Source organism: Streptomyces sp. NPDC044002 (assembly GCF_056434525.1).
The window spans coordinates 1-15,815 of sequence record NZ_JBWKEZ010000111.1; the positions used below are offsets into that span (position 1 = coordinate 1).

Below are 15,815 nucleotides of genomic sequence, written 5' to 3' on the forward strand. Positions count from 1 at the left end.
CTTCTCCCCAACCTCCCAATGAGCTGGCAACCCCCCCCCGCCTTTGGGGGCGACGGGGGGCCGGGGCGCAGCCCCGGGGAACGGGCGAAGGGCGGGGCGGGGACCGGCCCCGCGCAGCGGCACCCCCGCGCCCCCTAGCCCGCCGCGCGGGGGAGGCGGCGTTGCCAGGTGCGGTGGAAGAGGACTTCGTCGCCCTCGCGGCAGACGACCTCGTTCACCGTCAGGAAGCCGCCCTCGTCGCACGAGATCTCCGACCGGGTCTCCACCCGCGCGTCCCAGCCCTCCTCCGGCCGGTGCAGCCGGATCCGCCATTCGGAGCGGGTGCGGGCGGAGAGGGGGTCCGCCTGCTGGATCTCGTAGACCTCCGCCGCGTCCTCCTCGTACTCCAGCCCGTCCGGGTACACCCGGGTCCCCCCGTACCGGGGGTCCACCTCCAGCCGCCACACCCCGCGTGCGACGTCCCGTACGACGACCCGCTCCGGACGCGGCGCGTCCAGCGTCTCCGGGTGCACCACCCCCAGCGGCTCGGCCTGTTCCGGCGGCTCGAAGGCGATCCCCGCGTCGAGGGGGGAGGCCGAGCCGCGGACGGGGAGTTCCAGGGTGCTGCCCGCGGGGTCCAGGGTCCAGCCGGCCTCCGAGCCGGCCCGGGGCCAGATCCACGGCCAGTACGCGGAGGACAGCGCGAGCCGGATCCGGTGCCCCGGCGGGAAGGAGTGGCCGATGCCGTTCAGCTCGAAGGTGACGTCCTCGTACGCGCCCGCCCGCCACGGCACCGCCCGGTCCCTGCCGTGGCGGGCCGACAGGTTCAGGGCGCCCCGCGTGACCAGGGTCGAGGCGCCGTCCGGGGCCACGTCGCAGAGCCGGGCCACGACCTGCCCGTACGGGACGTCCATCCGCAGCCGCAGGGTGACCGAGGGCCGGCCCAGGATCTCCACGGGTTCGCCGTCGGCCACCGGGAACTCGAAGCAGGCCGACTTGGCGTCCTCCTCCCGCTGGTCCGGCGGCAGGTCGGCGTCGTTGCCGAAGGGGAAGAAGCGCCCGGCGTCCAGCCCGGTGTGCTGCGGCGAGGCCACGGTCACGGGCGCGCCCTGGAGCCCGTACGAGACGGGGACGACCGAGGGGGAGGGCCACGCCTTCTCGCCGGCCCAGCGGCCCGGGAGCTCCTCGTACGTCGTCGCCGGCGGGTGCGAGCCGCTGATCCACGCGCGCAGCAGGGGCTCGTCCATCACCCCGTTGTCGGCGCCCTTGAGCCAGTGGTCCCACCAGCGCAGGGTCTCCTGGAGGAAGCCGATGGCCGGGCCGGGCGGCAGCCCCCGGTCGGGGTACTGGTGCGACCAGGGCCCGATCAGGCCGCGCACGCGGGACGCGGGCAGGGCGGAGACCAGCCGCAGCACCGTGTCCCGGTAGGGGTCGTGCCAGCCGCCCACCGCGAGGACCGCGGCGCCGATCGCCCCGTAGTCCTCGCAGACGCTGCCGTGGCGCCAGTAGGCGTCGCGGGTCTGGTGCGAGAGCCAGGTGTGGATCAGCGGCTCCACGCCCTCCAGCCGGTCCAGCCACATCTGCCGCCAGCCGTCGCCCGCGTAGCGCGGGTCCGGCGGGCGGGAGGCGAAGGCCAGCATGGTGGCGGCCCAGGCGTGCATGTCGACGGCCAGCACCGACCCGCCCATGTAGTGGACGTCGTTGTCGTAGCGGTCGTCCGTGGAGCAGACGGTGACGACGGCCTTCAGCGCCCGGGGCGCGAGGGCGGCGATCTGGAGGCTGTTGAAGCCACCCCAGGAGATCCCGAACATCCCGACCGCGCCGGTGCACCACGGCTGCGCCGCCAGCCACTCCACCACCGCGACCCCGTCGGCGAGTTCCCGGGCGTCGTACTCGTCGCCGGGGCGGCCCCCGCTGCAGCCGTGGCCGCGTACGTCCACGCGTACGGAGGCGTAGCCGTGCCCGGCGTACCAGGGGTGGCGCTGGCGGTCGCGGGGCGCGGTCCAGTCGGTGAGCCGGTACGGGAGGTACTCCAGCAGGGCCGGTACGGGCTCGTCCGTGACCGGTCGCCAGATGCGGGCGTACAGCTGGACGCCGTCCGGCATCGGGATCCGGACATCCTCGTGGGCGGTGGCGTACGGGAAGTCGGTACGGATGATCATCGGGTTCCTTCACCGGCCCCTCAGTGGACGGGATGCATGGTGCGGCGCAGCCAGGGTGCCGCGGCGATCACGGCGAGGCCGGCGGCGACCGCGACGGCGCCGTTGACGCCGAAGTACACGGGGTTGGAGACGTGGCCGTACGCCTTGACCACCTGGGCCTGGATGCCGTTGGCGAGGGCCAGGGACAGGAACCACAGGGCCATCGTCTGGCTCGCGTAGGCGCTGGGGGCGAGCTTCGTGGTGGCGGACATCCCGGAGGTCTCCAGGAGCACGTCGCCGAGTCCGAGCAGCAGGTAGGAGCCGATGATCCACCAGGCGGCGATCTTGTGGGAGCCGCCGTCGTGGCCGGAGGCCGGCCAGACCATCAGGAGGAAGGAGAGCCCGCCGAGGACGACGCCGATGGCGATCTTGTTGGAGGCGTGCGGCTGGCGGCGGCCCATCCGCACCCACAGCGCCGCCACCACGGGGGCGAGCGCCACCTCGAAGGCGCCGAGCGCGGAGGCGTACCAGCCGGCGGGGAAGTGGAAGCCGAGGATCTCGGTCCGGGCGTCCGTCGAGGCCAGCAGCATCATCGTCGAGTAGGCCTGGAAGAGGATGAAGTTGAAGGCGACGGAGGCGAGGAAGAGCACCACGTACGGGCGCAGCCGTCCGCGCTCCTCGGGGGTCACCCGTGGGCTGCGGAACATGAGCGCGAAGTAGACGACCGGGGCGATGACCGAGACGAGGGTCAGGAGGTCGACGAAACGGGCCGTCGTCAACCAGCCGATACCCGCCAGGAGGGTGGCGAGTGCGGCGGCGGCGAGACATCCGCCGACGATCCGGCGGACGGCGGTGCGCATGGCGTCGGGGGCGAGCGCGTATTCGGCGGAGTGCTTGCGGCCGGCGAGGTGGCGGCGGCCGAGGACGTACTGGACCAGGCCCGCGGTCATGCCGACGGCGGCGGCGGAGAAGCCCCAGTGCCAGCCCCGGTGTTCGCCGAGCCAGCCGGTGACCAGCGGTCCGGCGAACGCGCCGATGTTGATGCCCGTGTAGTACAGGGCGAATCCGGCGTCGCGCCGCTGGTCGTCGGTGCGGTACAGCTTGCCGACCATGCTGGCGACGTTGGGCTTGAGCAGGCCGGTGCCCGCGCTGATCAGGCCGAGGCCGGTCCAGGTCATGGCGGTGGTGGGCACGGCCATGGCGTAGTGGCCGCAGGCGATCAGGATGCCGCCGGCCAGGACGGCCCGGTAGGAGCCGAGGATGCGGTCGGCGAGCCAGCCGCCGGCCACGGAGACGAGGTAGACCATGGTCCCGTAGGCCGCCGAGACGGACGCGGCGGTGGCCGGGTCCATGCCGAGGCCGCCGTGCAGGGTGGTGTCCGCGAAGTAGAGGACGAGGATGGCCTGCATGCCGAGGAAGGAGAACCGCTCCCAGACCTCCAGCCCGGAGAGGGTGGCCAGGCCCCTGGGGTGCCCGAGGAAGGCGTGGTCGTCGGAGGGCGGCGGCTGGTCCGCCCCGGGCTCCGCGGGCTCGTCTGTATCGGTGGCAGTTCTGGACAAAACAGATTCTCCGGTTGTTTCGGCTCCCACCGAACATACCGGGGTGGATCGGACTGTGCGTGTGCGGCAACCGGACAGCCGCTCTCGGTGATCGAAAACAGACCGGATACGCTGGCTTGAGTGATGGCAGCGACACATCGACAATCCAGGTGATCGTCAGCGTGATCGTCAGCAGACAGGAGTACCCCTCGTGACCGTCGTCGGGCCGTTCGGACTGAGCGTGCGGGACCAGGCTCTTGAGACCGATGTCCAGGCCGGACTGGCCGCCGTCGAGGCGGGTCTGCTGGAGGCCACCAAGAGCGAAGTCCCCTTCATCACCGAGGCCGCGCAGCATCTGGTGCGCGCCGGAGGCAAGCGGTTCAGGCCGCTGCTGGTGATGCTGGCCTCCCGCTTCGGCGACCCCTACGCGCCCGGCATCGTGCCGTCCGCGGTGGTCGTGGAGCTCACGCACCTGGCGACGCTCTACCACGACGACGTCATGGACGAGGCGGACGTACGCCGCGGGGTGGAGAGCGCCAACACCCGCTGGGGCAACTCCGTGGCGGTCCTGACGGGTGACTTCCTGTTCGCCCGTGCGTCGCACATCCTCGCGGACCTCGGGCCGGAGGCCGTGCGCATCCAGGCCGAGGCCTTCGAGCGGCTCGTGACGGGCCAGATCCTGGAGACGGCCGGTCCGCGCGACGGCCGCGACCCGGTCGCCCACTACCTGGACGTCATCGCCGGCAAGACCGGCTCGCTGATCGCCGTCTCCGGCCGCTTCGGCGCGCTGATGTCCGGCGCCGACGAGTCCGTCGTCGACATCCTGACCCAGTACGGCGAGCGCCTCGGCACCGCCTTCCAGCTCGCGGACGACGTCCTCGACATCGCCTCCGACTCGCACGAGTCCGGCAAGACCCCGGGCACCGACCTGCGCGAGGGCATCCCGACCCTGCCCGTGCTGCGGCTGCGCGAGATGGCCGAGCGGGACCGGCGCCCCGAGGACCTGGAGCTCGTCGCCCTGCTGGACGGCGACCTCACGGACGACGCCCGGCACGCCGAGGTCCTGGCCCGGCTGCGGGTGCACCCCGCGCTGGAGCAGGCCCGCCGCGACACCATCCAGTACGCGGAGGACGCGCGCGCCACGCTCGCCCCGCTGCCGGAGTGCTTCGCGAAGTCGGCGCTGGAAGAGCTGTGCGACGCGGTGGTCCACCGCGCGGGCTGATCCCCCGCACGCCGCTTACGGAACGGGCCCCTCCGCCCCGGCGACCCCTACGGGTCCTGGTGTAGGGGCCCTTCCCGTGTCATCCCACGGTCGTACGCGGAGTTGATTCCGGGGACTGACGCCCGCGACTCCCCGATTTGGTCAGATGGAGTCATCGAACCCCACCGGATCGGGTGAGCGCGGCGCCACGGGGCCGCCGCCGAATACACAGAGGGCAGGGCATTCAGATGGCAGCGAACACGAAGACCTCGCGCAAGGCCGCACGGTACGCCGTACCGGTAGCCGTGGCGGGTGTCGCGGCGGCAACCGTCGCGATGGTCCCGGCCTTCGCCAACGCCGGAGGCCCGGACCTGCCCAAGGTGACGGCGCAGCAGCTCATCGAGAAGGTCGCCGCCTCCGATGTGCAGCAGCTCTCCGGCACCGCCAAGATCACCACCGACCTCGGCCTGCCGAAGATCGCCTCCGGGCTGCTGGGCGGCGGCGGGGTCGCGGGAGGCTCGGCCAACCCCGAGGACAAGATCGCCCAGCTGGCGAACGGGACGCACACCTTCCGCGTCGCGGCCGACGGCCCCGACCGCCAGAAGCTGACCTTCCTCGACGGCAAGGACGAGTACACCCTCGTCCACAACGGCCAGGACGTCTGGGGCTACGACTCCAAGTCCAACGAGGTCTTCCACGACAAGGACGCCCAGAACGCCGGCCAGGACCACAAGAAGACCGCCGAGCGCCTCCCGGCCTCCCCGCAGGAGCTGGCGCAGGAGGTCATCAAGTCCGCCGGCCCCACCACCGACATCAGCGTGGGCGACACCGCGCAGGTCGCCGGGCGCGACGCCTACCAGCTGGTCCTCAAGCCCAAGCAGAGCGGCTCCACCGTCGGCTCGGTGCAGATCGCGGTCGACGCCAAGAACGGCGTGCCGCTGCGCATCCAGCTGCTGTCCAGCCAGGGCGGCAAGCCGATCGTCGACGCGGGCTTCACCCAGGTGGACTTCGCCAAGCCGGCCGCCGACTCCTTCACCTTCACCCCGCCGAAGGGCGCCAAGGTCACCGAGGGCAGCGAGCACGGCAAGGGCGGCAAGGGCGGCAAGGACGACAAGCCGTTCAAGGCGCTGGAGTCCTTCCCCGGCCTCGGCGACCTGGCCGGCGGCGCGGGCGGCAAGGGCGACGTCAAGGTCCTCGGCGAGGGCTGGTCCGCGGTGGCGCGCATCGACAGCGGCGCGGGCCAGTCCGGCAAGTCCCTCAAGGACCTGGAGAACGACAAGAACGCGCCCAAGGAGGCCAAGCAGTTCCTGAACTCCCTCGGCGACAAGGTCACCGGGAAGTTCGGCGAGGGCCGGGTCTTCTCCACCCGCCTGGTCAACGCGCTGATCACGGACGACGGCAAGGTCTACGTCGGCGCGGTCACCAAGGACCAGCTGGTCAAGACGGCCGACTCCGCCAAGTAGCGGCCGCGGCGCAACGGCGCAACGGCGCCACAGCGCCACGGCACGAGGGGTGGCCCGGGACCTGTGTCCCGGGCCACCCTTCTGCCGTTCCCCTCCTGCGTACAGCGGTCCCGCTGTACGGTGATGGACATGTCGAGACACGTCACCATCCGCCTGGACGAAGAGTTCCATGAACGCCTCAAGGCGCGCGCGGCGGCGTTGGGGACGACGGTCACCGCGCTCATCACCGAGGTCACGGAACGCGAACTCGACGAGGACCGCAAGCGGTTCCTCACCGGCATAGAGGAGTTCGCCGACCACTGGGGCTACTTCCAGGAGCGGTTCGGCAATTGAAGATCACCATGGAGTGGGCCTGGACCGCGCTGGCCCACCATCTGCCGTCGGACCCCGCCGTGTGGGACCCCTCCGGGGTGGCCGCCGCCGTCGCCCGGCACCAGAACGACCTGGTCATGGTCCCGGAGCAGCCCGCCCCCGACACCGCCTGGCGGGCCGCCGCCTTCCTGCACACGCTCGCCGTCTGCCCCGCGCTGGAATCCCCGATGAACGAGTTCTACGCGGCCGCCGCCACCCGCTCGTACCTGCGGGTGGCCGGCGCGAAGCAGCTGCCCTCGCCCGAGGAGCTCGGCGACCTGGTGGAAGCCGCGAAGCTGGGCCGCGCCGACGTGGCCGCGGTCGCCCAGGAGCTGCGCGCCCGCATCCAGGAGCCCCTGCCCGCCTCGCTACGCCCCGGCGCGGAGGACGCGTAGCACCATCGGGGCCTCGTCGGGGTGCAGCCGCAGCTCGGTGGCGCCGTCCTCGGAGCGGAAGGCGACGCTGAGCTCGTCGGCGGAGACCGGCTCCAGGGGCGGGAAGCCGGCCGGCAGGGCGGCCGGAGCGCCCTTGGCGTACCAGCGGACGGGGCCCGCCGCGCCGCCCGGCGGCAGCTCCAGGTGCCCCTCGCGCCACCGGCCGGCGGTGAGTCCGCGGTCCCGCAGGTCGCAGGGGACGCGGACGGCGATGCCCCGGGCGTGGTCCGCGAGCCGGCGGAGCCGCCGCCGTCTGCGCACCAGGAGTGCGGGGTTGACGGCGGCGGCTGCCTGCGCGAGCAGGGTGAACAGGGCGGCGATCAGCTCCGGCATGATCCGATCAGATCACGCCGGAACCCGGGAGGTCTAGACCAGTCTGCCCCGTCCCTCGTCAGAAGGTGATCTTCCAGCTGTTGATGTAGCCCACGTCCTGCGCGGCCACGTCCTTGACCTGGAGCTTCCAGACCCCGTTGGCGACCTCGCTGGAGGCGTTCACCGTGTAGCTGGTGACCAGGTTGTCGGCGGAGTCCGAGCTGGAGTTCTTCAGCCGGTACGCCGTGCCGTCCGGGGCGATCAGGTCGATCACCAGGTCACCGCGGTAGGTGTGGACGATGTTCACGTCGACCTTGGTGGTGGCCGGGGCGTTGCCCGCGACGCCCGAGACCGTGATCGGCGAGGTCACCGCGGCACCGGGGGAGTCCGGGATGTTCACGTCCGCCGTGTTCTCGAAGGACGGGCCCGGCGGGACCGGGGTGGCCGCCCCGAGGTTCCAGATCGCGTAGGCGATGGCGTCGGAATTGCGGTCCAGGGCGGTGTCGTTGATGTTCGCCGTGGTGTCGCAGGACGAGTGGTAGCAGCGGTCGAAGGCCTGGCCGGAGGTGCCGCCCCACTTCTGCGCCTGGGCGGCCGTCTTGGTGTAGTCGGCGCCGGAGAACAGGCCGCCGACCGGGATCCCGGCGTTCTTGAACGGCGCGTGGTCGGAGCGGCCGTCGCCCTCGGTCTCGATCTCGGTGGGGATGCCGAGGCCCGCGTAGTAGTTCTTGAAGGTCTGCTCGATCGTCGGGTCGTCGTCGTAGACGAAGTAGCCCGGGTTCGGCGAGCCGATCATGTCGAAGTTCAGGTAGCCGGAGATCTTCGCCTTCTCCGCCGCCGGCAGGCTGTTCACGTAGTACTTGGAGCCGACCAGGCCCAGCTCCTCCGCGCCCCACCAGCCGAAGCGCAGGTGCTTCGTCGGCTGGAGGCCCGCGCGGGACACCGCGAGCGCGGCCTCCAGGACGGCCGCCGAGCCGGAGCCGTTGTCGTTGATGCCGGGGCCCGAGGTCACCGAGTCCAGGTGGGAGCCGGACATCAGGACCGAGTTCGGGTCGCCGCCCGGCCAGTCGGCTATCAGGTTGTAGCCGGTCGCGCCGCTGGAGGTGAAGGTCTGCAGGCTGGTGGTGAAGCCCGCCGCGTCCAGCTTGGCCTTCACGTAGTCGATCGAGGCCTTGTAGCCGGCCCGGCCGTGGGCGCGGTTGCCGCCGTTGTTGGTGGCGATGGTCTGGAGCTGCGCCAGGTGCGCCTTGACGTTGGCCAGCGGGATGTCCGGCGGGGTCGGCGCCGCGGTGACGGCCGTGGGGGCCGCGAGCGCGGCGGGAGAGGTGGCGGCCAGCAGCCCCGCGACCGCGACGGCGGTCGCGGCGGCAAGGCGCCGGGAGACGGACAGGCTCATGTGGGGGCTCCGGGATTCCGTTGGGATGATCCGTTGGGGATGAGACGGAACGTGCGGGAATCGTGCAGGTGAGCGTTGGTGCGTCAGTGCGAGCCTGATGTTCAGCGAGAGTATGACTGTCCGTCAAGACCACAATCCGGTCAGGGTCGTTCGGAAAACGGACGATCCCCGGTACGGGTGTTCCGTACCGGGGACCGTGTGGTGTATCGCCGAGCGGTTACGCGGGTTCGCGGCTCGGCGCCGCCTCCGTGCCGGGCGCGGCCGGAGCCCCCGCGGTGCCGGTGCCGGTGGCGGTGTCCGATGCGGACGGGGACGCGGCCCCGGCCGCCGCCGTGGCGGAGGCCTCGGCGAGCAGGGCCCGCGAGCGCCGCGCGGTCCGCAGTGCGTCCCAGGTCAGCAGCAGCAGCGCGGCCCAGACCAGCGAGAAGCCGGCCCACCGCTCCGGCGGCATCGCCTCGTGGAAGTAGACGACCCCGAGCGCGAACTGGAACACCGGCGCCAGGTACTGGAGCAGCCCCAGCGTGGACAGCGGCACCCGGATCGCGGCCGCCCCGAAGCACACCAGCGGGATCGCGGTGACCAGCCCGGTCGCGGCCAGCAGCGCCGAGTGCCCGAGCCCTTCTGCGGCGAAGGTGGACCGTCCCTGGACCCCCAGCCACACCAGGTAGCCCAGGGCGGGCAGGAACTGCAGGGCCGTCTCGGCGGCCAGCGACTCCAGCCCGCCCATGTCGAGCTTCTTCTTGATCAGCCCGTAGGTGGCGAAGGAGAAGGCCAGCGTGAGCGAGATCCACGGCAGCCGCCCGTAGCCGACGGACAGCACCAGCACGGCGGCGAAGCCGATCCCCACGGCCGCCCACTGGGCCCGGCGCAGCCGCTCGCCCAGCACCAGGACGCCGATGGCGATGGTGACCAGAGGGTTGATGAAGTACCCGAGGCTGGCCTCGACGACCTGGCCGTTGTTGACCGCCCAGATGTACAGGCCCCAGTTCACGCTGATCACGGCCGCCGCCAGGGCCGTCAGCCCGAGCTTGCGCGGCTGCCGGGCGATCTCGGCGATCCAGCTCCAGCGGCGCAGCGCGAGGAGGGCGATGCCGACCACGGCCAGCGACCAGACCATGCGGTGGGCGAGGATCTCGATCGCCCCGGAGGGCTTGAGCAGCGGCCAGAAGAGGGGGACGAGCCCCCACATCCCGTACGCGCCGAATCCGTAGAGCAAACCCGTGCGCTGCTCGTTCTCCGCCTTCACGGGCCCTCCAGTGCGACTTCCGGCCAATCTCACAACCTCACGACGGTATCGCCGCAAGACGCCGCTGTCATGTCCGTTCCAGGGAGATACTCATGACACCGCAGGGGCGGAAGGGCCGGGATCAGGCCAGGGCGGCGGCGATGGCCTCCGCCACCGGCGTCGTCGGGCGGCCGATCAGGCGCGCCAGGTCGCCGCTGGTCCCCGCCAGCCGGCCGCGCGCGATCGCCGCGTCCACGTCCACGAGGATCGCCGCGAAGGGCCCGGGCACCCCGGCGCCGGTCAGCACCGTCAGGTGCGCGTCGGCCTCGACGGCGGCGTACGCGACCTCGCGGCCGGACTGCCGCGCGACCTCGTCGGCGTACTCGGCCAGGCTCCAGGCGGTGTCCCCGGACAGCTCGTACACCTTGCCCAGGTGGCCCTCGCCGGTCAGCACCGCCGCGGCGGCCGCCGCGTAGTCGGCCCGCGCCGCCGAGGCGATCCGGCCCTCGCCCGCGCTGCCGACGACCGCGCCGTGCTCCAGGACGGCGGGCAGGTGGGCGGTGTAGTTCTCGTGGTACCAGCCGTTGCGCAGGAAGGTGTGGGGGAGTCCGGAGTCGAGGATCGCCTGCTCGGTGGCCTTGTGCTCGGCGGCCAGCTCGAAGTCGGCCTCGGGCCCGCCGAGGATGCCGGTGTAGGCCAGCTGGGCGACCCCGGCGGCCGCGGCGGCCTCGACCACGGCGGTGTGCTGCGGGACGCGCCGCCCGACCTCGCTGCCGGAGATCAGCAGCACCCGGTCGCCGGCCCGGAAGGCGCCGGCCAGGGCGGCCGGGTCGTCGTAGTCGGCGACGCGTACGTCGATGCCGCGCGCGGCCAGGTCGGCGGCCTTCTCCGCGCTGCGGACGACCACGGCCAGCTCGGCGGCCGGGACCCGGCGCAGCAGCTCCTCGACGACGAGGCGGCCGAGGGATCCGGTGGCTCCGGTGACGACGATGCTCATGATGCGCTCCTGGTGCGTGGGGTGGGGGTTTCCGCGGTCCTTCGCGGTCCTCCGGGGTCCTCCGCGGTCCTCCGGGGGGATGACACCAGCGTATGGAGAGCGCTAACTATTCGTAAGTACCCACTTCAAAGTAAGGTACTGGTATGGAAGTAAGCGTCAAAGCCCCCATGTGCCCGTCGCGCGGGATCCTGGAGCACGTCACCAGCCGCTGGGGCGTACTGGTCCTCGCCGCCCTGGTGGAGCGCCCGTACCGGTTCAGCGAGCTGCGCCGCGAGGTGGGCGGGGTCAGCGAGAAGATGCTCGCCCAGACCCTCCGGACGCTGGAGCGCGACGGCTTCCTGCTCCGCCACGCGCACCCCGTGATCCCGCCGCACGTGGACTACTCCCTGACGGAGCTGGGCCGTGAGGCCGCCGAGCAGGTGTGGGCCCTGGCCCGCTGGACGGAACGCCGCACCGGCGAGGTGCAGCGGGCCCGGGCGGCGTACGACGAAGCCCGGACCCCGTAGCGGGGTCCGGGCTCGCGGTCGTCAGTCGTCAGCCGTCGATCGTCGGCCGTCGCCGTGCCTCAGCCGATCACGGTCCAGGTGTCGGAGCCGGCCAGCAGGGTCGCCAGGTCGCCCTTGCCGCGCTGGTCGACGGCGGTATCGAGCTGGTCGGCCATGAGGGTGTCGTAGACGGGCCGCTCGATGCTGCGGAAGACGCCGATGGGTGTCTGGTGGAGGGTGTCGGGGTCGGCGAGGCGGGAGAGGGCGAAGGCGGTGGTGGGGGTGGCCGCGTGGGCGTCGTGGACGAGGATCCGCGATGCGTTCGCCTCGGTGACCTCGACGACTTCGAGGTCGCCGGTGTGTTCGTTGCGGACGACTCCCTTGTTGCCGTCGGTTCCGAAGCGGATGGGCTGTCCGTGTTGGAGGCGGATGACGGCTTCCTGGGCCTGTTCCTGGTCCTTGAGGGCTTCGAAGGCGCCGTCGTTGAAGATGTTGCAGTTCTGGTAGATCTCGACGAGGGCGGTGCCGGGGTGGTCGGCGGCCTGGCGCAGGACCTCGGTGAGGTGTTTGCGGTCGGAGTCGATGGTGCGAGCGACGAAGGAGGCTTCGGCTCCGAGGGCGAGGGAGACGGGGTTGAAAGGGGCGTCGAGGGAGCCCATCGGCGTGGATTTGGTGATCTTGCCGAGTTCGGAGGTGGGGGAGTACTGGCCTTTGGTGAGGCCGTAGATGCGGTTGTTGAAGAGGAGGATCTTGAGGTTGACGTTGCGGCGCAGGGCGTGGATGAGGTGGTTGCCGCCGATGGAGAGGGCGTCGCCGTCGCCGGTGACGACCCAGACGGAGAGGTCGCGGCGGGAGGTGGCCAGGCCGGTGGCGATGGCGGGGGCGCGGCCGTGGATGGAGTGCATCCCGTAGGTGTTCATGTAGTACGGGAAGCGGGAGGAGCAGCCGATGCCGGAGACGAAGACGATGTTCTCCTTGGCGAGGCCGAGCTCGGGCATGAAGCCCTGGACGGCGGCCAGGACCGCGTAGTCCCCGCAGCCCGGACACCAGCGGACCTCCTGGTCCGACTTGAAGTCCTTCATCGACTGCTTGGCCTCGGCCTTCGGGACCAGGGACAGCAGCGTGGGAACGTCGGTCACCTCAGTCATTGATGGCCTCCTCGAGGACCTTCGCGAGCTGCTCCGCCTTGAAGGGCATTCCGTTGACCTGGTTGTACGACTGGGCGTCGACCAAGTACTTCGCCCGGATCAGGGTGGCCAGCTGCCCGAGGTTCATCTCCGGCACCACTACCTTGTCGTAACGCTTCAGGACCTCTCCGAGATTCCTCGGGAAGGGGTTGAGGTGGCGCAGGTGGGCCTGCGCGATGGGGGTGCCGGCGGTGCGGAGCCGGCGTACGGCGGCGGTGATCGGGCCGTAGGTGGAGCCCCAGCCCAGGACGAGGGTGCGGGCGCCGTCCGGGTCGTCGACCTCAAGGTCGGGGACTTCGATGCCGTCGATCTTGGCCTGCCGGGTGCGGACCATGAAGTCGTGGTTGGCGGGGTCGTAGCTGATGTTGCCCGTGCCGTCCTGCTTCTCGATCCCGCCGATCCGGTGCTCCAGCCCCGGCGTGCCCGGAACCGCCCACGGGCGGGCCAGCGTCTGCGGGTCCCGCTTGTAGGGCCAGAACACCTCGGTGCCGTCCGCGAGGGTGTGGTTGGCCGCCGTCGCGAACTGGACCTTCAGGTCGGGGAGGTCCGCCACGTCCGGGATCCGCCACGGCTCGGAGCCGTTGGCGAGGTACCCGTCGGAGAGCAGGAAGACCGGAGTCCGGTAGGTCAGGGCGATCCGCGCCGCGTCCAGCGCGGCGTCGAAGCAGTCCGCCGGGGTGCGCGGGGCGACGACCGGGACGGGGGCCTCGCCGTTGCGGCCGTACATGGCCTGCAGGAGGTCCGCCTGCTCGGTCTTGGTCGGCAGCCCGGTCGACGGGCCGCCGCGCTGGATGTCCACGATCAGCAGCGGCAGCTCCAGGGAGACCGCCAGCCCGATGGTCTCGGACTTCAGGGCCACGCCGGGCCCGGAGGTGGTCGTCACGCCGAGCGCGCCGCCGAAGGCCGCCCCCAGCGCGGCGCCGATGCCGGCGATCTCGTCCTCGGCCTGGAAGGTCCGTACGCCGAAGTTCTTGTGCCGGCTCAGCTCGTGCAGGATGTCGGAGGCCGGGGTGATCGGGTAGGAGCCCAGGTAGAGCGGCAGATCGGCCTGCCCGGCCGCCGCGATCAGGCCGTAGGAGAGGGCCAGGTTCCCCGAGATGTTGCGGTAGGTCCCCGTCGGGAAGGCCTTGGTGGCCGGGGCGACCTCGTAGGAGACGGCGAAGTCCTCGGTGGTCTCGCCGAAGTTCCAGCCCGCGCGGAAGGCGACGATGTTCGCCTCGGCGATGTCGGGCTTCTTCGCGAACTTCTGCCGCAGGAAGTTCTCCGTGCCCTCCGTGGGCCGGTGGTACATCCAGCTCAGCAGGCCCAGCGCGAACATGTTCTTGCTGCGCTCGGCCTCCTTGCGGGAGAGCCCGAAGTCCTTCAGCGCCTCCACCGTCAGGGTGGTCAGCGGCACCGGGTGGATGTTGTACGCGGAGAGGGAGCCGTCCTCCAGGGGGGAGGTCTCGTAGCCGACCTTGGCCATGGGGCGCTTGGTGAACTCGTCGGTGTTGACGATGATCTCCGCGCCGCGCGGCACGTCCGCGATGTTGGCCTTGAGCGCCGCCGGATTCATCGCGACCAGCACGTTCGGTGCGTCGCCCGGGGTGAGGATGTCGTGGTCCGCGAAATGCAGCTGGAACGATGACACGCCCGGCAGGGTCCCGGCGGGGGCCCGGATCTCGGCGGGGAAGTTCGGCAGCGTCGAGAGGTCGTTGCCGAAGGACGCCGTTTCCGAGGTGAAACGGTCACCCGTCAGCTGCATACCGTCACCCGAGTCACCCGCGAAACGGATGATCACCCGGTCGACACGGCGGATCTCCTTGCCGGCTCCATGGGGCGCAGTCGCGGTGCGCTGCTCCCCGATGGACCCGCCGGCCCCGTCGGCCTGCTCGGCCGGGCTACTGACCTGGCTGGTCACTGAACTGGACCTCCTTCGAGGCGGGGCGCTCGTTCCCAGAACCAACCCTACGTCCGTGAGGTCGTCAGGCCCTGGGTCGCCCGCATTCTGGACCGCCCCTTACGGGGCGGTCTGTCCGACAGACGTCGTGCACAACTCGAAATATTCCAAATCACCCGGCGGTCGCCGTGGCGCGCCGGAACGACGCGCCTTACCTGACACATTGTCAGTTAATCAAGACCTCAGGTAGGTGAGGACCGCCAGTACACGCCGGTGATCCCCATCACTCGGGGACAAACCCAGCTTCATGAAGATATTGCTGACGTGCTTCTCAACGGCCCCGTCACTGACCACGAGCTGCTTCGCTACAGCGGAATTCGTGCGTCCTTCAGCCATCAGGCCCAGAACCTCGCGCTCGCGCGGCGTCAGACCGGCGAGGACGTCCTGCTTCCGGCTGCGGCCGAGCAGCTGTGCCACGACCTCGGGGTCCAGCGCCGTCCCGCCCCGGGCGACGCGTACGACGGCGTCGAGGAACTCCCGCACTTCGGCCACCCGGTCCTTCAGCAGGTACCCCACACCGGTGCTGGAACCGGCCAGCAGTTCGGTGGCGTACTGCTCCTCCACGTACTGCGACAGCACGAGCACACCGATGCCGGGGTAGTCCCGGCGCAGCCGCACGGCCGCCCGCACCCCCTCGTCGGTGTGCGTCGGCGGCATCCGCACGTCGGCCACCACCACGTCGGGCAGTGCCCCCTCGCCCGCCAGGTCCGCCACCGTCTTGATCAGGGCTTCCGCGTCCCCGACGCCGGCCACGACGTCATGCCCCCGGTCGGTCAGCAGCCGGGTCAGGCCCTCACGGAGCAGCACTGAATCCTCGGCGATGACGACCCGCACCCTGTCTTCCACGTTCCCGCAGCTCCCGCGTCCACTCGTCGACCCACTTGGCAGAGCCAAGCATCCCAGCCGGACCGGCACTGGGGGGCGGATCCAAGCCAAGGCCGGAAGACATGACCGAATCAAGCCTGGCGGACACTTCTGGGGGGAGGTGCTGGGGCCCTAAGGGGTGGGCGATCCGGCCACGCCCCCTCCAGCCCGGCCGGCAAATCTCAGCCCGGCCGGCAAATCTCAGCCTCGCCGGCGTTTGAGGCGCGGGGGTCCGGGGGCGGAGCCCCCGAAAGGGGTCCGGGCGCAGCCCGGGGAACGGTGGAAGGGCGGGTAGGGGACCGG

The 15,815-nt window shown here is 71.4% G+C and carries 14 protein-coding genes; 5 read left to right on the forward strand and 9 right to left on the reverse strand.

Features of this window, described 5'->3' with window-relative positions:
• Positions 1 to 134 precede the first annotated feature (134 nt).
• Positions 135 to 2,141, reverse strand: coding sequence for a CocE/NonD family hydrolase (locus AC07A6_RS39720; RefSeq protein ID WP_478780351.1), 2,007 nt, complete (start codon positions 2,139 to 2,141; stop codon positions 135 to 137).
• A 20-nt stretch (positions 2,142 to 2,161) separates the two neighbouring features.
• Positions 2,162 to 3,679 (reverse strand): peptide MFS transporter, encoded by a 1,518-nt coding sequence (locus AC07A6_RS39725; RefSeq protein ID WP_478780352.1) that lies wholly within the window; start codon positions 3,677 to 3,679, stop codon positions 2,162 to 2,164.
• A gap of 190 nt (positions 3,680 to 3,869) precedes the next feature.
• On the opposite strand from AC07A6_RS39725, the gene AC07A6_RS39730 reads away from it, so the two are divergent.
• The 4 genes from AC07A6_RS39730 (at position 3,870) to AC07A6_RS39745 (ending at position 7,068) form a co-directional block, all read left to right on the forward strand.
• A complete protein-coding gene (locus AC07A6_RS39730) occupies positions 3,870 to 4,880 on the forward strand; it encodes a polyprenyl synthetase family protein (protein ID WP_362458706.1) in 1,011 nt (336 codons plus the stop codon).
• A gap of 227 nt (positions 4,881 to 5,107) precedes the next feature.
• Complete coding sequence (locus AC07A6_RS39735) at positions 5,108 to 6,322, forward strand: LolA family protein (protein WP_478780353.1); 1,215 nt, start codon at positions 5,108 to 5,110, stop codon at positions 6,320 to 6,322.
• A gap of 129 nt (positions 6,323 to 6,451) precedes the next feature.
• Entirely contained in the window at positions 6,452 to 6,655 is a 204-nt protein-coding gene (locus AC07A6_RS39740) for a hypothetical protein (protein ID WP_165365018.1), read from the forward strand.
• Entirely contained in the window at positions 6,652 to 7,068 is a 417-nt protein-coding gene (locus AC07A6_RS39745; RefSeq protein ID WP_125818939.1) for a hypothetical protein, read from the forward strand. The genes AC07A6_RS39740 and AC07A6_RS39745 overlap by 4 nt, the downstream gene beginning before the upstream one ends.
• Here AC07A6_RS39745 and AC07A6_RS39750 read toward each other — a convergent pair.
• The 4 genes from AC07A6_RS39750 to AC07A6_RS39765 form a co-directional block, all read right to left on the reverse strand.
• Positions 7,042 to 7,440 (reverse strand): hypothetical protein, encoded by a 399-nt coding sequence (locus AC07A6_RS39750; RefSeq protein WP_362473728.1) that lies wholly within the window; start codon positions 7,438 to 7,440, stop codon positions 7,042 to 7,044. The two genes, AC07A6_RS39745 and AC07A6_RS39750, sit on opposite strands and share 27 nt — an antisense overlap.
• Before the next feature lie 58 nt (positions 7,441 to 7,498).
• Positions 7,499 to 8,815, reverse strand: coding sequence for a M28 family metallopeptidase (locus tag AC07A6_RS39755; RefSeq protein ID WP_478780354.1), 1,317 nt, complete (start codon positions 8,813 to 8,815; stop codon positions 7,499 to 7,501).
• Between the two features lie 217 nt (positions 8,816 to 9,032).
• Positions 9,033 to 10,061: an EamA family transporter RarD gene (gene rarD, locus AC07A6_RS39760; RefSeq protein ID WP_478780355.1), complete on the reverse strand. Its 1,029-nt coding sequence runs from the start codon at positions 10,059 to 10,061 to the stop codon at positions 9,033 to 9,035.
• A gap of 121 nt (positions 10,062 to 10,182) precedes the next feature.
• Complete coding sequence (locus tag AC07A6_RS39765; protein WP_478780356.1) at positions 10,183 to 11,037, reverse strand: NAD(P)H-binding protein; 855 nt, start codon at positions 11,035 to 11,037, stop codon at positions 10,183 to 10,185.
• Between the two features lie 143 nt (positions 11,038 to 11,180).
• On the opposite strand from AC07A6_RS39765, the gene AC07A6_RS39770 reads away from it, so the two are divergent.
• Positions 11,181 to 11,543 carry a winged helix-turn-helix transcriptional regulator gene (locus tag AC07A6_RS39770; RefSeq protein WP_007265846.1) on the forward strand — a complete coding sequence of 121 codons (363 nt, stop codon included), beginning with the start codon at positions 11,181 to 11,183 and terminating at the stop codon, positions 11,541 to 11,543.
• Between the two features lie 59 nt (positions 11,544 to 11,602).
• Here the strand turns inward: AC07A6_RS39770 and AC07A6_RS39775 are convergent, their stop codons facing one another.
• The 3 genes from AC07A6_RS39775 to AC07A6_RS39785 all read right to left on the reverse strand — a co-directional run bounded on the left by AC07A6_RS39775 (position 11,603) and on the right by AC07A6_RS39785 (position 15,482).
• The gene (locus AC07A6_RS39775; RefSeq protein ID WP_478780357.1) at positions 11,603 to 12,670 is read right to left on the reverse strand and encodes a 2-oxoacid:ferredoxin oxidoreductase subunit beta; all 1,068 of its coding nucleotides are present in this window, start codon (positions 12,668 to 12,670) and stop codon (positions 11,603 to 11,605) included.
• Entirely contained in the window at positions 12,663 to 14,609 is a 1,947-nt protein-coding gene (locus tag AC07A6_RS39780; protein ID WP_478780358.1) for a 2-oxoacid:acceptor oxidoreductase subunit alpha, read from the reverse strand. Before AC07A6_RS39780 ends, AC07A6_RS39775 begins: the two co-directional genes overlap by 8 nt.
• A gap of 213 nt (positions 14,610 to 14,822) precedes the next feature.
• Positions 14,823 to 15,482, reverse strand: a complete 660-nt coding sequence (locus tag AC07A6_RS39785; RefSeq protein WP_385768445.1) for a response regulator transcription factor — start codon at positions 15,480 to 15,482, stop codon at positions 14,823 to 14,825.
• Between the last annotated feature and the right edge of the window lie 333 nt (positions 15,483 to 15,815).

Bases quoted from the DNA above. Each gene is read 5' to 3' on its own strand.
- AC07A6_RS39720 (WP_478780351.1), bottom strand. From the start codon at position 2,141: ATGATCATCCGTACCGACTTCCCGTACGCCACCGCCCACGAGGATGTC.
- AC07A6_RS39735 (WP_478780353.1), top strand. From the start codon at position 5,108: ATGGCAGCGAACACGAAGACCTCGCGCAAGGCCGCACGGTACGCCGTA.
- AC07A6_RS39740 (WP_165365018.1), top strand. From the start codon at position 6,452: ATGTCGAGACACGTCACCATCCGCCTGGACGAAGAGTTCCATGAACGC.
- AC07A6_RS39750 (WP_362473728.1), bottom strand. From the start codon at position 7,440: ATGCCGGAGCTGATCGCCGCCCTGTTCACCCTGCTCGCGCAGGCAGCC.
- AC07A6_RS39755 (WP_478780354.1), bottom strand. From the start codon at position 8,815: ATGAGCCTGTCCGTCTCCCGGCGCCTTGCCGCCGCGACCGCCGTCGCG.
- AC07A6_RS39765 (WP_478780356.1), bottom strand. From the start codon at position 11,037: ATGAGCATCGTCGTCACCGGAGCCACCGGATCCCTCGGCCGCCTCGTC.
- AC07A6_RS39770 (WP_007265846.1), top strand. From the start codon at position 11,181: ATGGAAGTAAGCGTCAAAGCCCCCATGTGCCCGTCGCGCGGGATCCTG.
- AC07A6_RS39775 (WP_478780357.1), bottom strand. From the start codon at position 12,670: ATGACTGAGGTGACCGACGTTCCCACGCTGCTGTCCCTGGTCCCGAAG.